The organism is Pontibacter locisalis (assembly GCF_042684605.1).
Lineage (GTDB): Bacteria > Bacteroidota > Bacteroidia > Cytophagales > Hymenobacteraceae > Pontibacter > Pontibacter locisalis.
In genome coordinates, this window is record NZ_JBHULU010000015.1 from 116,833 (window position 1) to 134,443 (window position 17,611).

Sequence of the window (17,611 nt, forward strand, 5' to 3'; positions counted from 1 at the left end):
GGGAAGCCATAGAGGCAGCACCCAGCTGCATTTCACGTCGGTTTACCTGCTCAAATGTATCGATCTCAGTATGATGGTAGTCAAAATAACGCTGAGAATCCGGACGGAAGCCGATAAGCGCAACACTGCCTTGTCCTTTCAATGGACCGATGTCAGCACCGCCACCACCACGGGTCAGGTCGTGCAGACCGTAAGGCGCCAGGAGAGGTTTCCAGGTAAGCACTTTAGCATACTGAGCATCAGTGCCATCAATACCAAAGCCGCGAGGCGTAAAGCCACCTGCATCCGATTCAATGGCAGCTATGTGGTTTTCATTGTTCTTCTTAGCTAATTCTGCATACTTGCGGCCACCGCGCAAACCATTCTCTTCGTTCATGAACATCACAGCACGAATGGTTCTTTCCGGTTTGATTCCAAGCTCATTGAAGAGACGCAGCACTTCAATCGACTGGACAATGCCTGTACCATCATCGTGTGCTCCTTCGCCAATATCCCATGAATCCAGGTGACCGCCCACTGCGATGATCTCATCCGGATACTTGCTTCCTTTTATTTCACCAATCACATTATAAGAAAGCACATCAGGCAGCGTTTCACTGGTCATGCGCATGTAAAACTTCAGATTCGGGTCGTTTGCCAGCAGTTTACTTAGAGTTTCAGCTCCTCTCGTACTGATTGCTGCAGCCGGTATTTTCTCAACTCCTTCTTCGTAGCGCGTACCTCCTGTATGCGGCACATCCTGAATATCGTTTGTCATGGACCGAACAACAACACCTACAGCGCCTAATTTTGCCGCAGCCGAAGGACCACCGCCACGCTGGTCTACTGCGCCTCCGTAAGCTGCTCCGGTAATAACATGGGTGTTATCAAAAGGCCGGTTAAAGAATACAATTTTACCCTTCACCTTCTTCTTGCCCAGTTTCTCAAGCTCCTCAAAGCTCTTCACCTCTACCACTTCTGCACTCAGGCCATTCTCACCTGTGCCCACTGAGCCTCCTAAAGCCGCAATGTTTACATCATGTGTGCCTACAAGTTTAGAATTGAGGATGCGGCCTACTTCTTTATCGCCACGGACCCAGTATGGCACCATTACTTCCTGCAGGTAAACTGTATCCAGGTCCATCGCCTCCATTACCTGCTTGCTCCACTCTACAGCGGCAGCGGCCTGGGGAGATCCGCTCAGGCGGGCACCAATCTTCTTAGTCAGATACCGCAGGTTCTCATAACTTTCGTAGCTGGTAAGGGCATTATCATAGAACTTTTTAATAGTAGCAGAGTCGGTAGCATAATTTTGCTGTGCTACTGCGGGCATGGCAATTACTGTTGCCGCCGCCAAGACAAAGCCTCTTAGTCTTTTTGTGGTTAGCATATAAGCAATTTGAATAGTAAAGTGTTTAGTAGTTTTTTAGGTGCATGAATATAATAAAAAATGTTCAGCACATAGAATTTTCAACACAGAAACCTCCTCTTCGGTGCCACACATGCTATTTACTTACTTCACCTTCATTAGCTTCTCCATGCTCTGCTTACTCACGTTCAGCAGCCCTACTTCTGGCAAGCGGCTTGTAAGTTCACGCCAGTTATCATCCTTGCGGTATACTTCGCGCAGGATCTTAGTCGCTTCCTCTATTTGTCCGCTGTTGGCAAGACCGATGGCATGCCAGTACTTCATCTCCAGGTTATTGGGGAACATAGCTTCTGCTTTACCATACTCCTCCATTGCTTTCTGCATCTGCCCTTTTTCGATTGCTATGTCACCCTGGTTCATGTGTTCGTAGGCACGATGTACTTTCAGAAGCCTGGCCAGTTCATCCAAAGGCTGCTCATGATCGTCTACTCGCAGATCAATTATTTTATCATCCCAGGGCTGGTCTGTTTTGTTACCTCTCACCACCACCAGTGCTGCTGATTGCTTACCGCGGATGTCACCACCAGCCTGCTCTCCTGCCTGCATAGCTAAAAGCACACGCTCTGCCAGAGGTTGCCCTTCACTTCTTTCAAAAGCCTTAGCCATAGCTGGCCACACTTTATCATTCAGCATCATGTTTGCCTGAACCGAAAAATTATTACCTGTAATGTGGCCTGCATAGCGAATACACTGCTTGCCCGTATGTGTCGCAACACGTCCCTGCGTATCAAGTATGGAAACCTGGCGCACCTCACGGGCTTCGTCATCTGCCAAGAGAATAGCCAACGCCTCTTCAGGAGTTTTACCTTCTTTAAGTAGGGCCAACCCTCTAGGACCGAAAGATTTATTTACAAAGGACTGCGTGGCTACTACGCCAACACCGGGCTCCACCCAAGGCACAGCAGTACCTACCGAAAACCAGTGGCTTTGTACCCCTACTGCCATCTCTCCTGTTTTAGCATCGCGGGCTACGATAGAATAAGTGTGAGCCAACGGCTCCTCAGCTTTAAATACCTGTGCTTTAGCGGCGCCCATCGAGGCCATCAGAGATATTCCCATAGCTATTAGTGTGCGTTTAAAGTTGCTCATATGAGTTAATCGTTATAAATAATTTACTACTGCCACACCTGCTTTACAGGTTTTTGAGGCATGATGAAGAGTTAAATACGTAGGTAAAACAAATATAGCTTTTTGTACTAAGGTATGATAGCAGGCACCTTCTATAACCTCTTCTAAGAATAGCAGTATAACTATGTAATAAACCTCTACCTAAATTGGCTACCAATGCTGTAGCCTTCATAACCCTTAATACATGAAAAACATATCGCGTGACAAAAAGCCATCGCGCATGGCTATGCTCATAGACGGAGATAATGCTCAACCAAGCCTCATCGTAAAATTGTTAGCCGAGGCTGGCAAATATGGCCCACCTACCATCAGGCGCATTTACGGCGACTGGACCACTCCTCAAATGAATGGCTGGAAAGAATGCCTGAACAACCATGCCATACAACCCATACAGCAGTTCCGTTACACTGTTGGTAAAAATGCTACTGACAGCGCCCTGATTATTGATGCCATGGATCTGCTGCACAGTGAGCTGGTGGATGGCTTTTGCATTGTGTCTTCAGACAGTGATTACACCCGTCTGGCTACAAGAATAAGAGAAGCGGGCATATTTGTAATGGGAATCGGACAGCGGAAAACGCCAAAGCCATTCGTGAATGCCTGCAATGTGTTTATTTTCACAGAGAACCTGACGGATGATATTGATGAGCGTAAGATTGAAGAAGCTGGAAAAGGTGCAGAGAATGGCAAAGGAGGTCAGAAGCCCAACCCACTTCCAATCCTGAAAGAAGCCTTTGTGATGGCGGCAGATGAAGATGGATGGGCGCACTTAGGTGCTATAGGAGCCAACCTGAGGCAACTGGATCCAAGCTTCGACTCCAGAACCTTTGGGTACGGACAGCTACTTCAGTTGATCAAAGCGTACAAAGACGTATTTACTATCCGGAAGGAAGATGAAAAAGGGCCTTCGGCCGTCTATGTCAAGCTCAAGGATAAACGCCGCAGCAGCAGGTCTCGGAAAAAAGCCCCGGAGCCGATGGTAAACAAAGTTTAAACCTGCAGGTTTAGTATAAGTTATGGAAACTAACTTCTGTTCATACTATGAAAACACTACTTTTTTCTCTGGCACTTTGCCTGCTGACTGTCATGAGTTCAAGTGCACAAAATAAAATGTCGTGTTGCTCAAAGCCAGCTAAAGATGCTGTTGAATCAACTGAAGCAACTGCCAAATTTGCCTCCCTTAGTAGTGATGCTGCCTTTCGTGAAAAGCATGAGAATCCGCTGCCTTTTAGTCTCCAGGACCAGACCGGCAGTATGATTAACTACAGCACCCCGGATGGCAAAACAGCTAACGCCTACTTTATAAAAGCAAAGGAAAAAACAGACGATTATGTATTTGTAATCCATGAATGGTGGGGACTTAACGACTATATCAAAAAAGAAGCGCAGCGCCTCTCTCAGGAGCTTGGCAATGTTAATGTGATTGCCCTTGATCTATACGATGGCAAGGTGGCCACTACACAGGAACAAGCGAGCCAGTACATGCAATCTGTTTCTGAAGACAGGGCGAAAGCTATCATCAATGGTGCCCTTGCGTATGCTGGAGATGATGCAGACATAGCCACTATCGGCTGGTGCTTTGGCGGTGGGTGGTCACTGCAAACCGCTATTATGGCCGGAGACAGAGCCGAAGCAGCAGTGATGTACTACGGCATGCCGGAGCAGAACGTGGAGCGTCTCAAGAAACTGGATGCACCGGTGCTGGGAATATTTGCCAGTCAGGATAAATGGATAACACCAAAAGTAGTAGAGGAATTTAAGCAAAACATGGACAAAGCAGACGAAAAGCTAACCGTAAAAATGTATGATGCTGACCATGCCTTTGCTAACCCAAGTAACCCAAAGTATAAGGCTGAATTTGCTGAGGAAGCGCATAAAATTGCTGTGGACTTTATTAGAGAGCACTTGGATTAGAAACAAAACAAAGCCAAGTAAGAAATCAGAACAAGACACAGAAAAGCCTGTCTTTCAAATTATGAAAGACAGGCTTTTCTGTGCAAGAGACCTTGACATAGCAGATTAGATGCGGAACCATTTCGCCTCTATCTTGTGTAATAACCACAATAAACAGGACAAAACACCATCAATGTTATTTCTGAACGTATGGAGTCTAGGCTTTCACCTGATCCTGTTTGCTTTTTTCACAAAACTTTTCTAACTAATTATCCTCAAACTAACCCCATATCACCTTATCATGAACAAAACCCTACGCAGAACCGGCTCTGTTGCCTGCTTGCTGTTGGCTATGGCTGTGGCCTCGCCGGAAAGTATGGCACAAAAGCAGAAGCCGCGCAGCAGCAGGCAAAAAGAAGCAGCTGCACCTTTCGATGCGAAACTATACAATGGCCTTACCTGGCGCTCTATTGGCCCGTACCGTGGAGGTCGCTCAGCTACGGCAACAGGCGTGCCTGGCAAACCTAATTTATATTATTTCGGCTCAGTGGGTGGCGGTGTCTGGCGAACCACTGACGGCGGTTCTACCTGGGAGAATATTTCTGATGGCTATTTCGGAGGTTCTATTGGTGCTGTGGCCGTAAGTGAGGCAGATCCAAATGTAATTTATGTAGGTGAAGGTGAGAAAACAGTACGTGGCAATGTTTCGTCTGGCCATGGCGTCTGGAAATCGGTAGATGCCGGAAAAACCTGGACCCACATGGGGCTGAAAGACTCTAAGCATATAGGCCGTATCCGCATCCACCCTCAGAACCCTGATATTGTGTATGTGGCTGCCATGGGTGACCTGTATAAGTCAAACGAAGAGCGAGGGGTTTTCAAAAGCATGGATGGCGGTAAAACATGGAAAAAGGTATTATTTGCTAACAAAGATGCCGGAGCCGTTGATCTTATCATTGATCCGTCTAACCCTAGAAACCTGTATGCCACCACCTGGAATATCCGTCGTACTCCTCATAGCCTGCTTTCTGGTGGTCCGGGTTCAGGAATCTGGAAGAGCACTGACAGCGGGGAAACATGGAAGGAGATCTCAAAAAATGAAGGGTTGCCTAAAGGTACTTTAGGTATAATTGGAGTGGCCGTTTCTCCGGTAAAGCCAGAGCGTGTGTATGCCATGGTTGAGGCTGAAGAAGGAGGGCTTTTCCGCTCCGACGATAGCGGCCTTACCTGGAAGCGGGTAAATGACGATCGTAACCTGCGCCAGCGTGCCTGGTACTACACCCGCGTATATGCCGATCCGAAAGATGAGGACGTGGTATATGTACTGAATGTAGCCTACCACAGAAGCAAGGATGGCGGCAAAACATTCGAAAGTGCTTACGCTCAGCACAGCGATAACCATGATTTGTGGATTGATCCTGCCAATCCGACACGCATGATCATCGCCAACGATGGTGGTGCACAGATAACCAATGACCAGGGCATGAACTGGAGCACGTATGAGAATCAGCCGACAGGTCAGTTCTACCGCGTTACGACAGACAATCATTTTCCTTACCGGATTTACGGGGCACAGCAGGACAACTCAACTGTACGTATCTCACACCGCTCCGGAGGCTATGCCATTACCGAGGATGACTGGGAGTCAACAGCAGGTTCAGAGAGTGCGCACCTGGCAGTAAACCCACTAAATCCTGAAATAGTGTATGGTGGTAACTATGGTGGCTTCTTATCAAGAGTAGATCATACCAATGGCCAGGAGCGTGTCATTAATGTTTGGCCGGACAACCCGATGGGACACGGTGCAGAAGGGATGAAGTACCGCTTCCAATGGAACTTCCCGATTCTGTTCTCACCAAACGATCCTAAAAAGCTTTATACCACCTCTAACCACGTTCATGTTACTTATAACGAAGGGCAGTCGTGGGAGACGATCAGCCCGGATTTAACCCGTAATGATTCTACCAAACTTGGCCCGTCGGGTGGACCGATCACAAAAGATAATACCAGCGTAGAATACTACGGCACTATCTTCGCCATTAATGAGTCTCCTCTGGAGCCAGGCGTGATCTGGACGGGTTCTGATGATGGCTTGCTGCACATTACACGTGACGGTGGGAAAAACTGGACAAACGTAACTCCGAAGAACATGCCGGAGTGGATCATGATCAACAGCATTGATCCGCACCCAACCATCAAAGGAGGAGCCTACGTAGCCGCTACGATGTATAAATCAGGAGATTTCAGACCATACCTGTACAAGACAACAGATTACGGTAAGACATGGACGAAGATCACCAGTGGCATTCCTGATCATCATTTTACCCGTGTGGTGCGTGCCGATCAGAAGCGCCCGGGATTGTTATATGCCGGTACAGAATATGGTATGTATATTTCGTTTAACGACGGGCAAAGCTGGCAACCATTCCAGTTAAACCTGCCGATCGTACCAATTACGGACCTGACCATTAAAAACGATAACCTGATCGCTGCCACACAAGGCCGTAGCTTCTGGTTGATAGATGATATTACGCCACTACACCAACTGAATGCTGACGTTGCAAAGAGCACGTTCCATCTTTATAAACCAATGGAAACTTATAAGATGGATGGAGGCAGCAGCCGGGAATTACCTAAAACAGCTGGCCAGAACCACCCGGGGGGTGTGATGGTGCATTATTACCTGCCACAAAAACCAGACTCTGCCACTGTGGTAAAACTGGAGATCATGGATCAGAATGGGAAGCTTATCCGCACCTATGCCAGCAATGCTAAAGAGCGCAACGAGAAGCTGGATGTAAAGGAAGGATTGAATCGTTTTGTATGGGACATGCGCTATCCGGAGGCAACACGCTTCGATGGAATGATACTTTGGGGTGGTGGCATGCAAGGTCCAAAAGCCATACCAGGCAACTACAAGGCTAAGCTGACGGTGAACAAGGAGAGCCAGGAAAAAGATTTCACCATCCTGCAGGATCCACGCACAAAAGCGAATCCGGAAGACCTAAAGGCGCAGTTTACATTCCTGATAGAAGTACGTGACAAGCTTACAGAAACGCACGATGCTATTAAGGATATTCGTACAATGCGAAATCAGTTAAAGACCCTAACAGGTAACCTGAAAGGCAACGAAGATTACAAGCCTTTAATAGAGCAAGCGAATGCTATCGAGAAGAAGATCACAAAAATAGAGGAAACGCTGTACCAGACGAAGAACCGTAGTGGACAGGACCCGCTCAACTTCCCGATCCGCCTGAACAACAAACTGGCTAACCTTGTGGGCCAGGTAAGTACCGGCGATTTCCGACCTACTGATCAGGCTTACGCTTTCAAGAAGGCAATTACAGCACAGATAGATGAGCAGCTTAACCTGTTAAAGCAGGTAAAAGAGCAGGAAATACCAGCGCTTAACAAGCAGATTCAACAGAAAGGTGTTGACTTTATCAGTATTAAGAAGAAAGAAGAGAAGAAGACAGATGCTTCTCCGACTTCATCTGTAGAATAACTCCTCCAAATCATAAACTAAAAAGCCCCTGCTAAATGTAGGGGCTTTTTAGTTTATGATTTATTTATTGTCGTGCTGTTAAATAACCCGTTAGGCTTGCACCAGCAAATGTTTCCCAAGCACCTAGACTTGCCTCCCGGGAGTAAACCCTTCCACCAAGTTTTCCGCCAAGCATTATTGCCAAGCGATCAGCTCCTTTGGCGGGTAGATACTCAATTCCAAAGAAGAAGTCCTCCGTCAGGTAGATGTCATATTTATTAAGGTCTATACTAACCCATCCGTTCTTTGCAGGCAGCTTTTGCATAATGCTTTTCTCTACTATCCTATCACCCGGCAAACCACTTTCATTCTTATAAAAATTAATCCGGAAGAGCGCTGAATCTAACTTAGTACTAGCTACAAAAAAGTGAACTGAAAGTACTTCCGTGGGTCTTTCCTTAACGTTTACGAAATTAGCAAACTCGTAAACGTCCTTCCCCTCCCGACCGTCAGGATTTCCCCACACAACAGGTAGACGACCAGTTACGCCAAGTTTCTTTACTTTCATCTTTCTACTTTTCACAACTACCTCCTGCAGTGCCGTTACCTTTTCTTTCAGTACTACTTTTAGTGGCTGCGACTCTACTAATTCGCGCACCGGCACAGATAGTTCTTCGTAGCCAATGGCTGAGAAGGTAAGGACATCTTGCAGATGCTCTTTTGAAAGTTTAAAAACGAATTTTCCTTTTTCGTCAGAAGCAGTTCCAACATTCTTATTTCGGATTCCGATATTCACAAACGACAAAGGCTCTCCATCACCTCCCTTGGTAACTGTTCCAGCTAAAGTTAGGTCCTGTGCTTCTGCAAAGGTGAAAGAGCAAAAGCTGATTAGAGCAATAAGTAATAATTTCATAGCCTGTAAGTTAGGTAAAAAAGGGTGATGGTATTGTCACTAAACTGCTACTCCTTGCGAAGTATTATCATGATCTGGTAAAAAAGCTGCATTACCCGCTGCATAGCTTTAAACATCACTGGGAATCCCTTTCTACAACCAGCTTTACCTGTTTAACCTGATTTGACTCTTTCAAAGCAGGATAAGGAGAGACTTCCTTCAATGTTATTTTATAATCTACACCACCTACTATGGCAGAAAGGATGTGTTTAGTACGTGCTGGTTCCGGGCGGCAATCGCCAATGCACATTTGCAGTTCTTTCTCTTTTTCCTGGGTGTTTGATGCTTTTAAAATAACTGTGGCATTACCTAACCAGACGCAAATCGCATCGGTAGGGCACCGGGAGTCATTAATGGAGTATAGTTGCAGCAGCAAATCTTCTCCCTCTCCGACTATTACTACCTCTTCACCTTGCTTAAAGGTGAAGGTTTCTCCAAAGTTTACCTGCTTATTATGTGGCTCGATGTCTTTATCATTGCACTGCCAGAGCAAAAGCACTAGCAGCATAGGGTACAAATAGTTAATCATAGTTTTAGGTTGTACTAATGGCTCTCTTTTCCTGTAAGAGACCTAAAATGGCAAAACGGTTGCATGGCCTTACTAAAAAACCTGTTGTTCTATGTTATACCTACTGATTGCCTACTTATTTTGCCTCGAATTGGAATTATGGCCTTATTGTAAGAAATTGTACAGCTAATCCAATCCAGATAAATAAACCGAATCCAGTTAGTAGCTTTGAACACCAGCAAAAGAATAAAGAATAAGGTCAGTGGCCTTGCCAGTACACTACGTAATTACCGTACGTACCACCGCTATACAGGCTTGGTGATTGGTTTGTTTGTGCTGATCAGTAGCATGACCGGCATCTTGCTTGGCTGGAAAAAGGATGTGGAGCTACTGCAACCGCCGGTAGTAAAAGGTAAAACAACCAATCTCAAAGAATGGGTTTCTGTGGCCGACCTGGCTGAGGCCGCTTATGCTGGCCTGGATTCTGCGGAGAACATAACAAACAACCCCATAGACCGGATTGAAGCCCGCCCCGACAAAGGAATGGTTAAAGTTCTGTTTACTGAAGGTTATTGGGAGGTACAGGTAGATGGCAGCACAGGCAAAGTACTTTCCGTTGCCCGCCGACATTCCGACTGGATTGAGCAGATACACGATGGCTCCATCATCAGCGATTTATTCAAGTTGGTGAGCATGAATGTCCTTGGTATTGGGCTCCTTATACTTTCCTTTACCGGTTTCACACTCTGGTTCTTCCCAAGGAGAATCAGAAAGCTTAAAAATCAATAGCAGAGGTAAATATGCTTAAGTTACTGGGGCTGCTCTTCCCGCTCCTACTCCTTTTCCAGCTCCTGCAGGCACAGAGTATAAAAGTAGTTGATAAAACTACGCTACAGCCTTTGCCAGGAGTACTTATTACCTCTTTACCGGGTAAAAATTCTGTGCAAACTAATGCCAAAGGAGAAGCAGACATAAGTCAGTTAATCATTAACGCACAGCAGTTTAAGTTTAATTATGTTGGCTACCAGTCCCGCACTATTTCAACAAAACAACTTCCGGACCTTAATTTTGAGGTTGCCCTTTCGCAGCAAAGTCACAACCTAAATGAAGTGGTTGTCTCGGTAGGGAGGTTCACCGAGCAGGAAAAGCTGGTGCCACAGCAAGTAGAGGTTCTTACCAGAAAAGAGCTGAGCTTTATGAGCCAACCTACTACTGCCGACGTGGTACAGCAAAGCGGAAAAGTACTTGTACAGAAAAGTCAGTTGGGTGGCGGTAGCCCTATCATACGTGGCTTCGAAGCCAACAAAGTGCTGTTAGTAGTGGATGGGGTACGCATGAATAACGCTATTTACAGAGGTGGGCATTTGCAGAATGTCATCACCCTAGACAATAGTATGCTGGAGCGTGCTGAGATAGTGTTTGGTCCGGGCTCTGTTATTTATGGTTCTGATGCCCTGGGGGGTGTGTTGCATTTCCATACCTTAAAGCCGGCATTAGCTACCACTGACAATGAGCAACTCGTTCAAGGCAGCGCCTTTACCCGTTATGCCTCTGCCCCTGACGAGAAAACTATACATGCTCAACTATGGCCGCCGGAAGTGGGGGAGTCTGACAGGGATTACGGTTTCTGATTTTGGCAATTTACGCCAGGGTGACAACCGGCACAGCACCTATGGAGATCTAGGGCTTCGTAATTATTATGCAGCCAGAATCGCAGGGAAAGACACAATGCTTCTCAACCCGAAACCTGTTATTCAACGCCCCACAGGCTATACCCAATATGATTTGCTACAGAAGGTGCTTTTTAAGCCCAACGAGTACACGAGCCATACACTAAACCTGCAGTTAAGCACCAGCTCTGATATTCCACGTTACGATCGCCTGACAGAATTCTCTGGAAATAAGCTCAAATTTGCTAAGTGGCACTATGGGCCGCAGGAGCGATTGATGGCCGCTTATACTTGGGAAAACTCCAGGAGAAGATCATTTTACGATGAAAGCCGTTTGACTTCCGCTTATCAGAGACTGAAAGAAAGCAGACATAACCGTCGCTTCGGCAAAAGTTTCTTGTCTCATCAGACAGAATTGGTGCAGGTGTACAGCGTAAATGCAGATCTTACGAAAAGCCTGAAGTTGCACCGCCTACAGTATGGTGTGGAGGCAAACTTTAATATAGTAGATTCAGAGGCTGAAGAAGTTAATATTCTTACTGGCTCCGTAAGACCCCGGAGCACCCGCTATCCCGATGCGGGTTCAAGTATGCACAGTGCTGCTGCTTACCTTACCCATACCTGGGAACTTAAAACCTGGTTAGTTCTGAATCAGGGGGTACGGTATACCTTTACAGGGCTCGATGCACAATTCAGTGATAAAACTTTTTTTCCTTTTCTACAGGATGAAGTGAAACAACGAAACCATGCTTTATCAGGCAATGTTGGCCTTGTTGCTTTACCCGGCAATGGCTGGCGATTTACCTTTCTCGGTTCCACCGGCTTCCGGGCTCCGAACATAGATGATTTGGGCAAAGTATTCGACTCATCACCGGGAAACGTTATAGTACCCAACCCGGAACTGCAACCTGAATATACTTACAACCTGGAGGTTAGCGCCTCTAAAAGCATAAAAGAGCGACTACACCTGGAACTGGTTGGGTACCGCACCTGGTACCGCGATGCCATCACAACGCAACCCTTCACACTTAATGGGAAGGATTCAATTGTGCATGAAGGGCAGCTAAGCCAGGTAACAGCCAATGTAAACGCAGGCAAAGCCTACCTTTACGGCTACAGCGCCAGCCTGAAAGCCGACATAACCAACAGCCTTAGCCTGAGTTCATCCCTTAATTACACCTATGGCAGGATAAAGGCTGGTGAGGGTGACATACCATTAGATCATGTGCCCCCACTGTTTGGTCGTACAAGTTTAAACCTGCAGCTAAAACGTATTCGGGCAGAGTTCTTTACCCTTTACAATGGAGCAAAGGCGCTGAAGGATTATAACCCGAATGGGGAAGATAACTTACAATATGCTACACCCCAGGGCATGCCATCCTGGTACACACTGAATTTCCGTGCTGCTTTTCAGTTTACTCCCCATCTGCAGCTCCAAGCAGGCCTGGAAAATTTTACAGACAGGTACTACCGCGTATTTGCATCCGGCATCAGTGCACCTGGTCGGAATCTGACCTTAACCCTGAGGGGCAGTTTTTAGGAAGTCAGTGTAATAAAAGAGACAGCTGTCGAGAACCTCTCATTTAGCAAACTTTATTTAATAGCACCTTTACCCCTTAAAAATAACAGTTTACACTTCAAACTGAACCTTAAAGGTACAACATTTCATACATAATGTAAAATTTGCTTTACAATTGTAAAAAATTCTTTACATTTGTATCGAACATACAACAAAATAAAACCATGAAAAACCGTTTCCTTTTTCCGCACCGTTTTAAGCTGATCGGGTGGATTCTTTTCGTACCGGCCGTTATACTTGGTCTGCTTGTAACACTCTTCGACTACACTCCCTTTGAATGGAATGCTACCGTTTTTGCTATTTATGATGGCGGAATATTTGAAGCTAGCAAAGTAATGACTCTGGTAGAAAATAATGTCTTTGATGAGATTATAGGAGTTGCTGCCATAGTTGGCGGAGTGCTGGCTGCTTTTTCCAAAGAGAAGGACGAAGATGAGTACATCGCGCAGATCAGGCTGGAGTCTTTGCTGTGGGCCACTTACATTAATTATGGATTCCTGCTCTTCTCCATCCTCTTCATCTATGGGCTTGGGTTCTACCAAATCATGGTCTTCAACATGTTCACGCTGCTCTTCATCTTCCTCGTGCGCTTCAATTTTATACTTTACAAAACCTCAAGAGCCGTAGCATGAAGAACAGTATAAAAGTAGAACGTGCTATCCACAGCCTCACCCAGGAGGATCTTGCCAAGAAGATTGGGGTAAGCAGGCAAACTATCAACGCCATGGAGGCCAACAAATATGTACCCTCTACAGTGCTGGCCCTAAAAATTGCACGGGTATTCGGTAAGCCTGTAGAGGATATATTTTCTCTGGATGGTGAAGATTAAAACAATGTAAAAAAGACTGCCTGTAAAGATGGCTTTAAGTTTCAGCTTTACAGGCAGTCTTACTTTTGCCTAACTCTGCATCAAAGGAAGGAAAAGCTATTACTGTATAGATTTTTTAGCTTGCGCAAGTGCGAGCTTTGCCCATTCAAGGTGCATCTTACCAGAATAGTGAAGTCCATCATTAGCCACATAGGAAGGATCATTTAAAGCTTCCCGAGACAGTGGTGTAATGTTAATGAAAGTAACTCCTGCTTTCTGTGCTTCGTCTTTTGCAACAGCATTGAAAGCTTCTATTTCTGTGGAGATACGCTCCTGATCACGGCTTTGCCCATAAGGTGTTGCTCCCCAATCAGGGATAGACAAAACAATAACGTTACCAGGGTCGTCCTTGGCTAAGCGAATAGATGTCTGTAACAGGTCACGGAATTCTGTTCGGAAGGTACTGATGCTTTGCCCTCTATATTGATTGTTTACTCCTACCAATAGCGAAACCAAATCAAAATCTGGCTTTGGGTTAGCATCTTTAATGGCTTTAGCTAATTCGGAGGTAGTCCAGCCGGTACGGGCAATTGTTGCCGGATCGCCTACATCGATGCCTTCCTCACGGAGTAGACCAGCAAGCTGCCCCCCCCAACGATCTGCTGCTGGTACACTTTCACCGATGGTATATGAATCCCCGAGCGCAAGGTAACTGTACTTATGATCCGAATCACCCATAAGGCTTGCATCCGGAGATGGGCCTTCATCTTTACAACTACTTAAAGCAACAGAAAAAAGTAAAAGTATAAGAAATAAGTATCGCTGCATATGGTCTGTTTTAGTTACTTACTCTTTGCAGAGTTAATGGAATCTTGTGCACTATCCTATGCAGGAATCGGACCAGAAAGCACTTCTTTTAACACAAACACTCACTTCTTTTAATATGGCTTTTAAGTCCAGCTACCTGGAAAAGTTGGCACCGGTTAAAAGCTACTGTTGATCTTCAATTGTCAACAAATTTGTGCCACTTCCGAAATCCCGCACAAATCATTAGCTTTATAGTGTTAAACAAAACTGATCTACAAACAAAACTGATCTACTTTTCTCATTCATACTATGCAAAAACGATTACTCTCAGTAGCCATGCTGGTTGCCCTGACAGGATGTGCCGTACAAGCTCAGAAATCAACTAAACAACCGCCCTTCACGCCTGCTAAAGAACGACTGCAGGCTTATGACAAAAGGCAGCAGTTGGAACAAAGCTCCATTGCCGGCAATGTTGCATTCCGCAACACAGGTCCTACGGTTATGAGCGGCCGTATCACAGACATTGAGGTGTCGCCCAAAGACCCTAACACTTTTTATGCAGCCTTTGCTTCAGGCGGGCTTTGGAAAACGACGAATAACGGGCTTTCATTTGAGCCGCTTTTCGACAACCAGGCCGTTATGACCATCGGTGACATTGCCGTTGACTGGGATAACAACGAAACTATCTGGATAGGAACGGGAGAAAGCAACTCCAGTCGTTCTTCTTATTCTGGCGTGGGTGTTTATAAAAGCACAGACGGAGGAAAGAACTGGCAGCACCTTGGGCTCGATGACACGCATCATATCGGTAAAGTTATTGTGCACCCAACAGATCCGAGTACAGCTTGGGTAGCAGCCGTTGGTCACCTGTATTCCCCTAACCAGGAGCGCGGGGTTTATAAAACTACAGATGGCGGAAAAACCTGGAAAAAAACGCTATACATCGATAACAACACAGGCGCCATAGACCTGCAGGTGGACCCTAAAAATCCAGACAACGTGTATGCAGCCATGTGGCACCGCGAGCGCCGCGCCTGGAACTTTGTAGAGGGTGGTAAAACTTCTGGTGTCTATAAATCAACCGACGGCGGTAACACCTGGTCTGACATCAGTACATCGGGCAGTGGCTTTCCGGACACAGATGGCGTAGGCCGTATTGGTCTGAGCCTGTACCCAGGCAACCCCAACGTAATCTATGCTTTGGTGGATAACCAGGAGCGGCGTGCGCTGGAGAAGAAAGAGCCCAAGCCAGGCCAGTTAGACAAGGACATCTTCAGGGGTATGACCACAGAAGACTTCCTGAAGCTGGACGATAAATTCCTGAATGAGTTTCTGGATGAGAATCGTTTCCCGAAAGCGTACACTGCCAAAAGTATCAAAGAGATGGTACGTAAAGGAGAAATAAAGCCTGCTGCCATTACAGAATACCTGGAAGATCCCTTTGCAGAAACAGAAGGAGCTGAAGCACCAGTAAGAGGAGCAGAAGTGTACCGTACAAATGATGGTGGTAAAACCTGGACCAAAACCCACGACAGCTACATTGATGACATGTACTCCAGCTACGGATACTATTTTGGCGTTATTCGTGTATCGCCCCTCAACCCTGACAAGATATACATTCTTGGCGTACCTATCCTGACATCAGACGATGGTGGCAAAACCTTCCGCAGCATTGAAGGAGACAATGTACACGCAGATCACCAGGCACTTTGGGTGAGCCCTGATAAACCGGGCTATTTGATCGATGGTAACGACGGTGGTATAAACATTACCTACGACGATGGCAAGAACTGGGCTAAAGTTAATCCTATACCTGTGGGGCAGTTTTATGCCGTAGCCGTGGACATGGCAAAGCCTTACAATGTGTATGGTGGTCTGCAGGACAACGGCACCTGGTACGGCCCTAATACTTACGAGCCCAGCAATGCCTGGACCGCGGAAGGCAAATACCCTTACCAGCGCTTAGGTGGTGGCGATGGCATGCAGGTACAGGTAGACTGGCGTGACAATAACATCGTTTACCTGGGCTCTCAGTATGGAGTATACTTCCGCCTGAACAAAGCAACGGGTGAGCGTACTTCTATCCGTCCGAATCATGAGTTAGGTGAGCGGCCATTGCGTTTCAACTGGGAAGCGCCTATTCACCTTAGCCGTCACAACCAGGATGTGGTATACTTTGGATCTAACAAATTCCACCGTTCCCTGAATCGTGGCGAAGACATGAAAACTTTATCTGGTGACCTGACACAGGGTGGCCGCAAAGGTGACGTTGGCTATGGCACCCTTACCAGCATTGATGAGTCGCCGGTGCGATTTGGCTACCTGTATGTTGGTTCTGATGATGGCGTTATCCAGACTTCAAATGACGGTGGCTATACCTGGACTAAGATCTCCGAGAAGTTGCCACAGAACATGTGGGTGTCTACTGTAGTAGCTTCTGCTCATAAACTTGACAGAGTTTATACTTCACTGAACGGTTACCGCTGGGATGATTTCACACCATACCTGTACGTGTCGGAGAACAATGGCAAGAAGTGGGAGCGCATTGGTATGAACCTGCCTCAGGAGGCAATTAATGTGGTAAAGGAAGACCCGAAGAACGAGAATCTGCTTTATGTAGGCACAGACCACGGACTTTACATTTCCCTAGACAGAGGCAAGACCTTTACAGCCATGAGCAAAGGAATGCCGGCAGTGGCGGTACATGACGTAGTGGTTCATCCACGCGAGAACGACCTGGTAGTAGGTACACATGGCCGCTCCATCTACATAGCAAACGTAGATCACCTGCAGCAACTAACACCAGAGCTAATGAACCAGCAGTTACATATTTTTGCGTTAGGCCAGGTAAACTATAATCCGCGCTGGGGTGAGAAATGGTATGCCTGGGGAGACACAATGCAGGCTGAGCTCTCGATCCCATACTATACTTCAACAGCAGGCGCTACTACTATTCGCATTAAAACAGAGAAAGGGCAGGTTGTAAAGGAGTTAAAAGACCAGAGTGAGCGCGGCTTAAATTATGTAACCTACAACCTTTCTGTGGATGAGGCCAATGCCAGGGCTTACGAGACTGCCTTGAACAGCACAAAGAAAGAAGGTGAAGAGCCTGTAAAAGTAACGCCTGCCGAGGACAAGATCATTTACCTGCAGCCAGGTAAATATACTGTAGAAATTGAAACTGCAGGCGGTACAAAGAAAGTGCAGGAGTTTACAATCAAAGCTCCTGAAAAAAGAACAAGAGGATAATTACTCCTCCTGATTCATCAAAGAGGCGACCTGTTAGGCCGCCTCTTTTTATTTATGGCTCACCCCATAAAACTCTTCATAACACAGCATTAATATATCTGTATATTTATTATTTTGCCTGTAGT

General features: G+C 46.3%; 14 protein-coding genes. 9 read left to right on the plus strand and 5 right to left on the minus strand.

From position 1 onward, the window contains the following. Together ACFSRY_RS10760 and ACFSRY_RS10765 are read right to left on the minus strand one after the other, a co-directional pair. The coding region (locus tag ACFSRY_RS10760) for a M20/M25/M40 family metallo-hydrolase (RefSeq protein ID WP_377507969.1) at positions 1-1,312 on the minus strand (1,312 nt) is incomplete at its 3' end. A gap of 180 nt (positions 1,313-1,492) precedes the next feature. Then, a complete protein-coding gene (locus ACFSRY_RS10765; protein ID WP_377507972.1) occupies positions 1,493-2,467 on the minus strand; it encodes a DUF1028 domain-containing protein in 975 nt (324 codons plus the stop codon). Positions 2,468-2,720: 253 nt separating this feature from the next. Here ACFSRY_RS10765 and ACFSRY_RS10770 point away from each other — a divergent pair, with 253 nt between their 5' ends. The 3 genes from ACFSRY_RS10770 to ACFSRY_RS10780 all read left to right on the plus strand — a co-directional run bounded on the left by ACFSRY_RS10770 (position 2,721) and on the right by ACFSRY_RS10780 (position 7,934). Then, entirely contained in the window at positions 2,721-3,530 is an 810-nt protein-coding gene (locus ACFSRY_RS10770) for an NYN domain-containing protein (RefSeq protein ID WP_377506768.1), read from the plus strand. Between the two features lie 47 nt (positions 3,531-3,577). Further along, positions 3,578-4,450, plus strand: coding sequence for a dienelactone hydrolase family protein (locus ACFSRY_RS10775; protein WP_377506771.1), 873 nt, complete (start codon positions 3,578-3,580; stop codon positions 4,448-4,450). 280 nt (positions 4,451-4,730) lie between these two features. Beyond that, the gene (locus tag ACFSRY_RS10780; protein WP_377506774.1) at positions 4,731-7,934 is read left to right on the plus strand and encodes a VPS10 domain-containing protein; all 3,204 of its coding nucleotides are present in this window, start codon (positions 4,731-4,733) and stop codon (positions 7,932-7,934) included. A 64-nt stretch (positions 7,935-7,998) separates the two neighbouring features. Here the strand turns inward: ACFSRY_RS10780 and ACFSRY_RS10785 are convergent, their stop codons facing one another. Beyond that, positions 7,999-8,826 (minus strand): carboxypeptidase-like regulatory domain-containing protein, encoded by an 828-nt coding sequence (locus ACFSRY_RS10785; RefSeq protein WP_377506777.1) that lies wholly within the window; start codon positions 8,824-8,826, stop codon positions 7,999-8,001. A 115-nt stretch (positions 8,827-8,941) separates the two neighbouring features. Further along, positions 8,942-9,394 carry a hypothetical protein gene (locus ACFSRY_RS10790; protein WP_377506780.1) on the minus strand — a complete coding sequence of 151 codons (453 nt, stop codon included), beginning with the start codon at positions 9,392-9,394 and terminating at the stop codon, positions 8,942-8,944. Positions 9,395-9,601: 207 nt separating this feature from the next. Between ACFSRY_RS10790 and ACFSRY_RS10795 the strand changes: the two genes are divergently transcribed. From ACFSRY_RS10795 to ACFSRY_RS10815, 5 genes are all read left to right on the plus strand, one after another. Further along, positions 9,602-10,162 (plus strand): PepSY domain-containing protein, encoded by a 561-nt coding sequence (locus tag ACFSRY_RS10795; protein WP_377506783.1) that lies wholly within the window; start codon positions 9,602-9,604, stop codon positions 10,160-10,162. An 11-nt stretch (positions 10,163-10,173) separates the two neighbouring features. Beyond that, positions 10,174-11,004 (plus strand): TonB-dependent receptor, encoded by an 831-nt coding sequence (locus tag ACFSRY_RS10800; RefSeq protein ID WP_377506786.1) that lies wholly within the window; start codon positions 10,174-10,176, stop codon positions 11,002-11,004. Further along, the gene (locus ACFSRY_RS10805) at positions 10,949-12,583 is read left to right on the plus strand and encodes a TonB-dependent receptor plug domain-containing protein (RefSeq protein ID WP_377506790.1); all 1,635 of its coding nucleotides are present in this window, start codon (positions 10,949-10,951) and stop codon (positions 12,581-12,583) included. Before ACFSRY_RS10800 ends, ACFSRY_RS10805 begins: the two co-directional genes overlap by 56 nt. Positions 12,584-12,786: 203 nt before the next feature. Then, positions 12,787-13,254 carry a hypothetical protein gene (locus tag ACFSRY_RS10810; RefSeq protein WP_377506793.1) on the plus strand — a complete coding sequence of 156 codons (468 nt, stop codon included), beginning with the start codon at positions 12,787-12,789 and terminating at the stop codon, positions 13,252-13,254. Next, a complete protein-coding gene (locus tag ACFSRY_RS10815; RefSeq protein WP_377506796.1) occupies positions 13,251-13,451 on the plus strand; it encodes a helix-turn-helix transcriptional regulator in 201 nt (66 codons plus the stop codon). The genes ACFSRY_RS10810 and ACFSRY_RS10815 overlap by 4 nt, the downstream gene beginning before the upstream one ends. A 99-nt stretch (positions 13,452-13,550) precedes the next feature. On the opposite strand, the gene ACFSRY_RS10820 is transcribed toward ACFSRY_RS10815, so the two are convergent. Next, entirely contained in the window at positions 13,551-14,258 is a 708-nt protein-coding gene (locus ACFSRY_RS10820) for an SGNH/GDSL hydrolase family protein (protein WP_377506799.1), read from the minus strand. Between the two features lie 288 nt (positions 14,259-14,546). On the opposite strand from ACFSRY_RS10820, the gene ACFSRY_RS10825 reads away from it, so the two are divergent. After that, positions 14,547-17,486: a WD40/YVTN/BNR-like repeat-containing protein gene (locus ACFSRY_RS10825; RefSeq protein ID WP_377506803.1), complete on the plus strand. Its 2,940-nt coding sequence runs from the start codon at positions 14,547-14,549 to the stop codon at positions 17,484-17,486. Positions 17,487-17,611: the final 125 nt, after the last annotated feature.

Coding starts and splice junctions, on each gene's coding strand:
- ACFSRY_RS10765 (WP_377507972.1), bottom strand. CDS start 2,467: ATGGGAATATCTCTGATGGCCTCGATGGGCGCCGCTAAAGCACAGGTA.
- ACFSRY_RS10770 (WP_377506768.1), top strand. CDS start 2,721: ATGAAAAACATATCGCGTGACAAAAAGCCATCGCGCATGGCTATGCTC.
- ACFSRY_RS10775 (WP_377506771.1), top strand. CDS start 3,578: ATGAAAACACTACTTTTTTCTCTGGCACTTTGCCTGCTGACTGTCATG.
- ACFSRY_RS10780 (WP_377506774.1), top strand. CDS start 4,731: ATGAACAAAACCCTACGCAGAACCGGCTCTGTTGCCTGCTTGCTGTTG.
- ACFSRY_RS10785 (WP_377506777.1), bottom strand. CDS start 8,826: ATGAAATTATTACTTATTGCTCTAATCAGCTTTTGCTCTTTCACCTTT.
- ACFSRY_RS10790 (WP_377506780.1), bottom strand. CDS start 9,394: ATGATTAACTATTTGTACCCTATGCTGCTAGTGCTTTTGCTCTGGCAG.
- ACFSRY_RS10800 (WP_377506786.1), top strand. CDS start 10,174: ATGCTTAAGTTACTGGGGCTGCTCTTCCCGCTCCTACTCCTTTTCCAG.
- ACFSRY_RS10805 (WP_377506790.1), top strand. CDS start 10,949: ATGCTCAACTATGGCCGCCGGAAGTGGGGGAGTCTGACAGGGATTACG.
- ACFSRY_RS10810 (WP_377506793.1), top strand. CDS start 12,787: ATGAAAAACCGTTTCCTTTTTCCGCACCGTTTTAAGCTGATCGGGTGG.
- ACFSRY_RS10815 (WP_377506796.1), top strand. CDS start 13,251: ATGAAGAACAGTATAAAAGTAGAACGTGCTATCCACAGCCTCACCCAG.
- ACFSRY_RS10820 (WP_377506799.1), bottom strand. CDS start 14,258: ATGCAGCGATACTTATTTCTTATACTTTTACTTTTTTCTGTTGCTTTA.
- ACFSRY_RS10825 (WP_377506803.1), top strand. CDS start 14,547: ATGCAAAAACGATTACTCTCAGTAGCCATGCTGGTTGCCCTGACAGGA.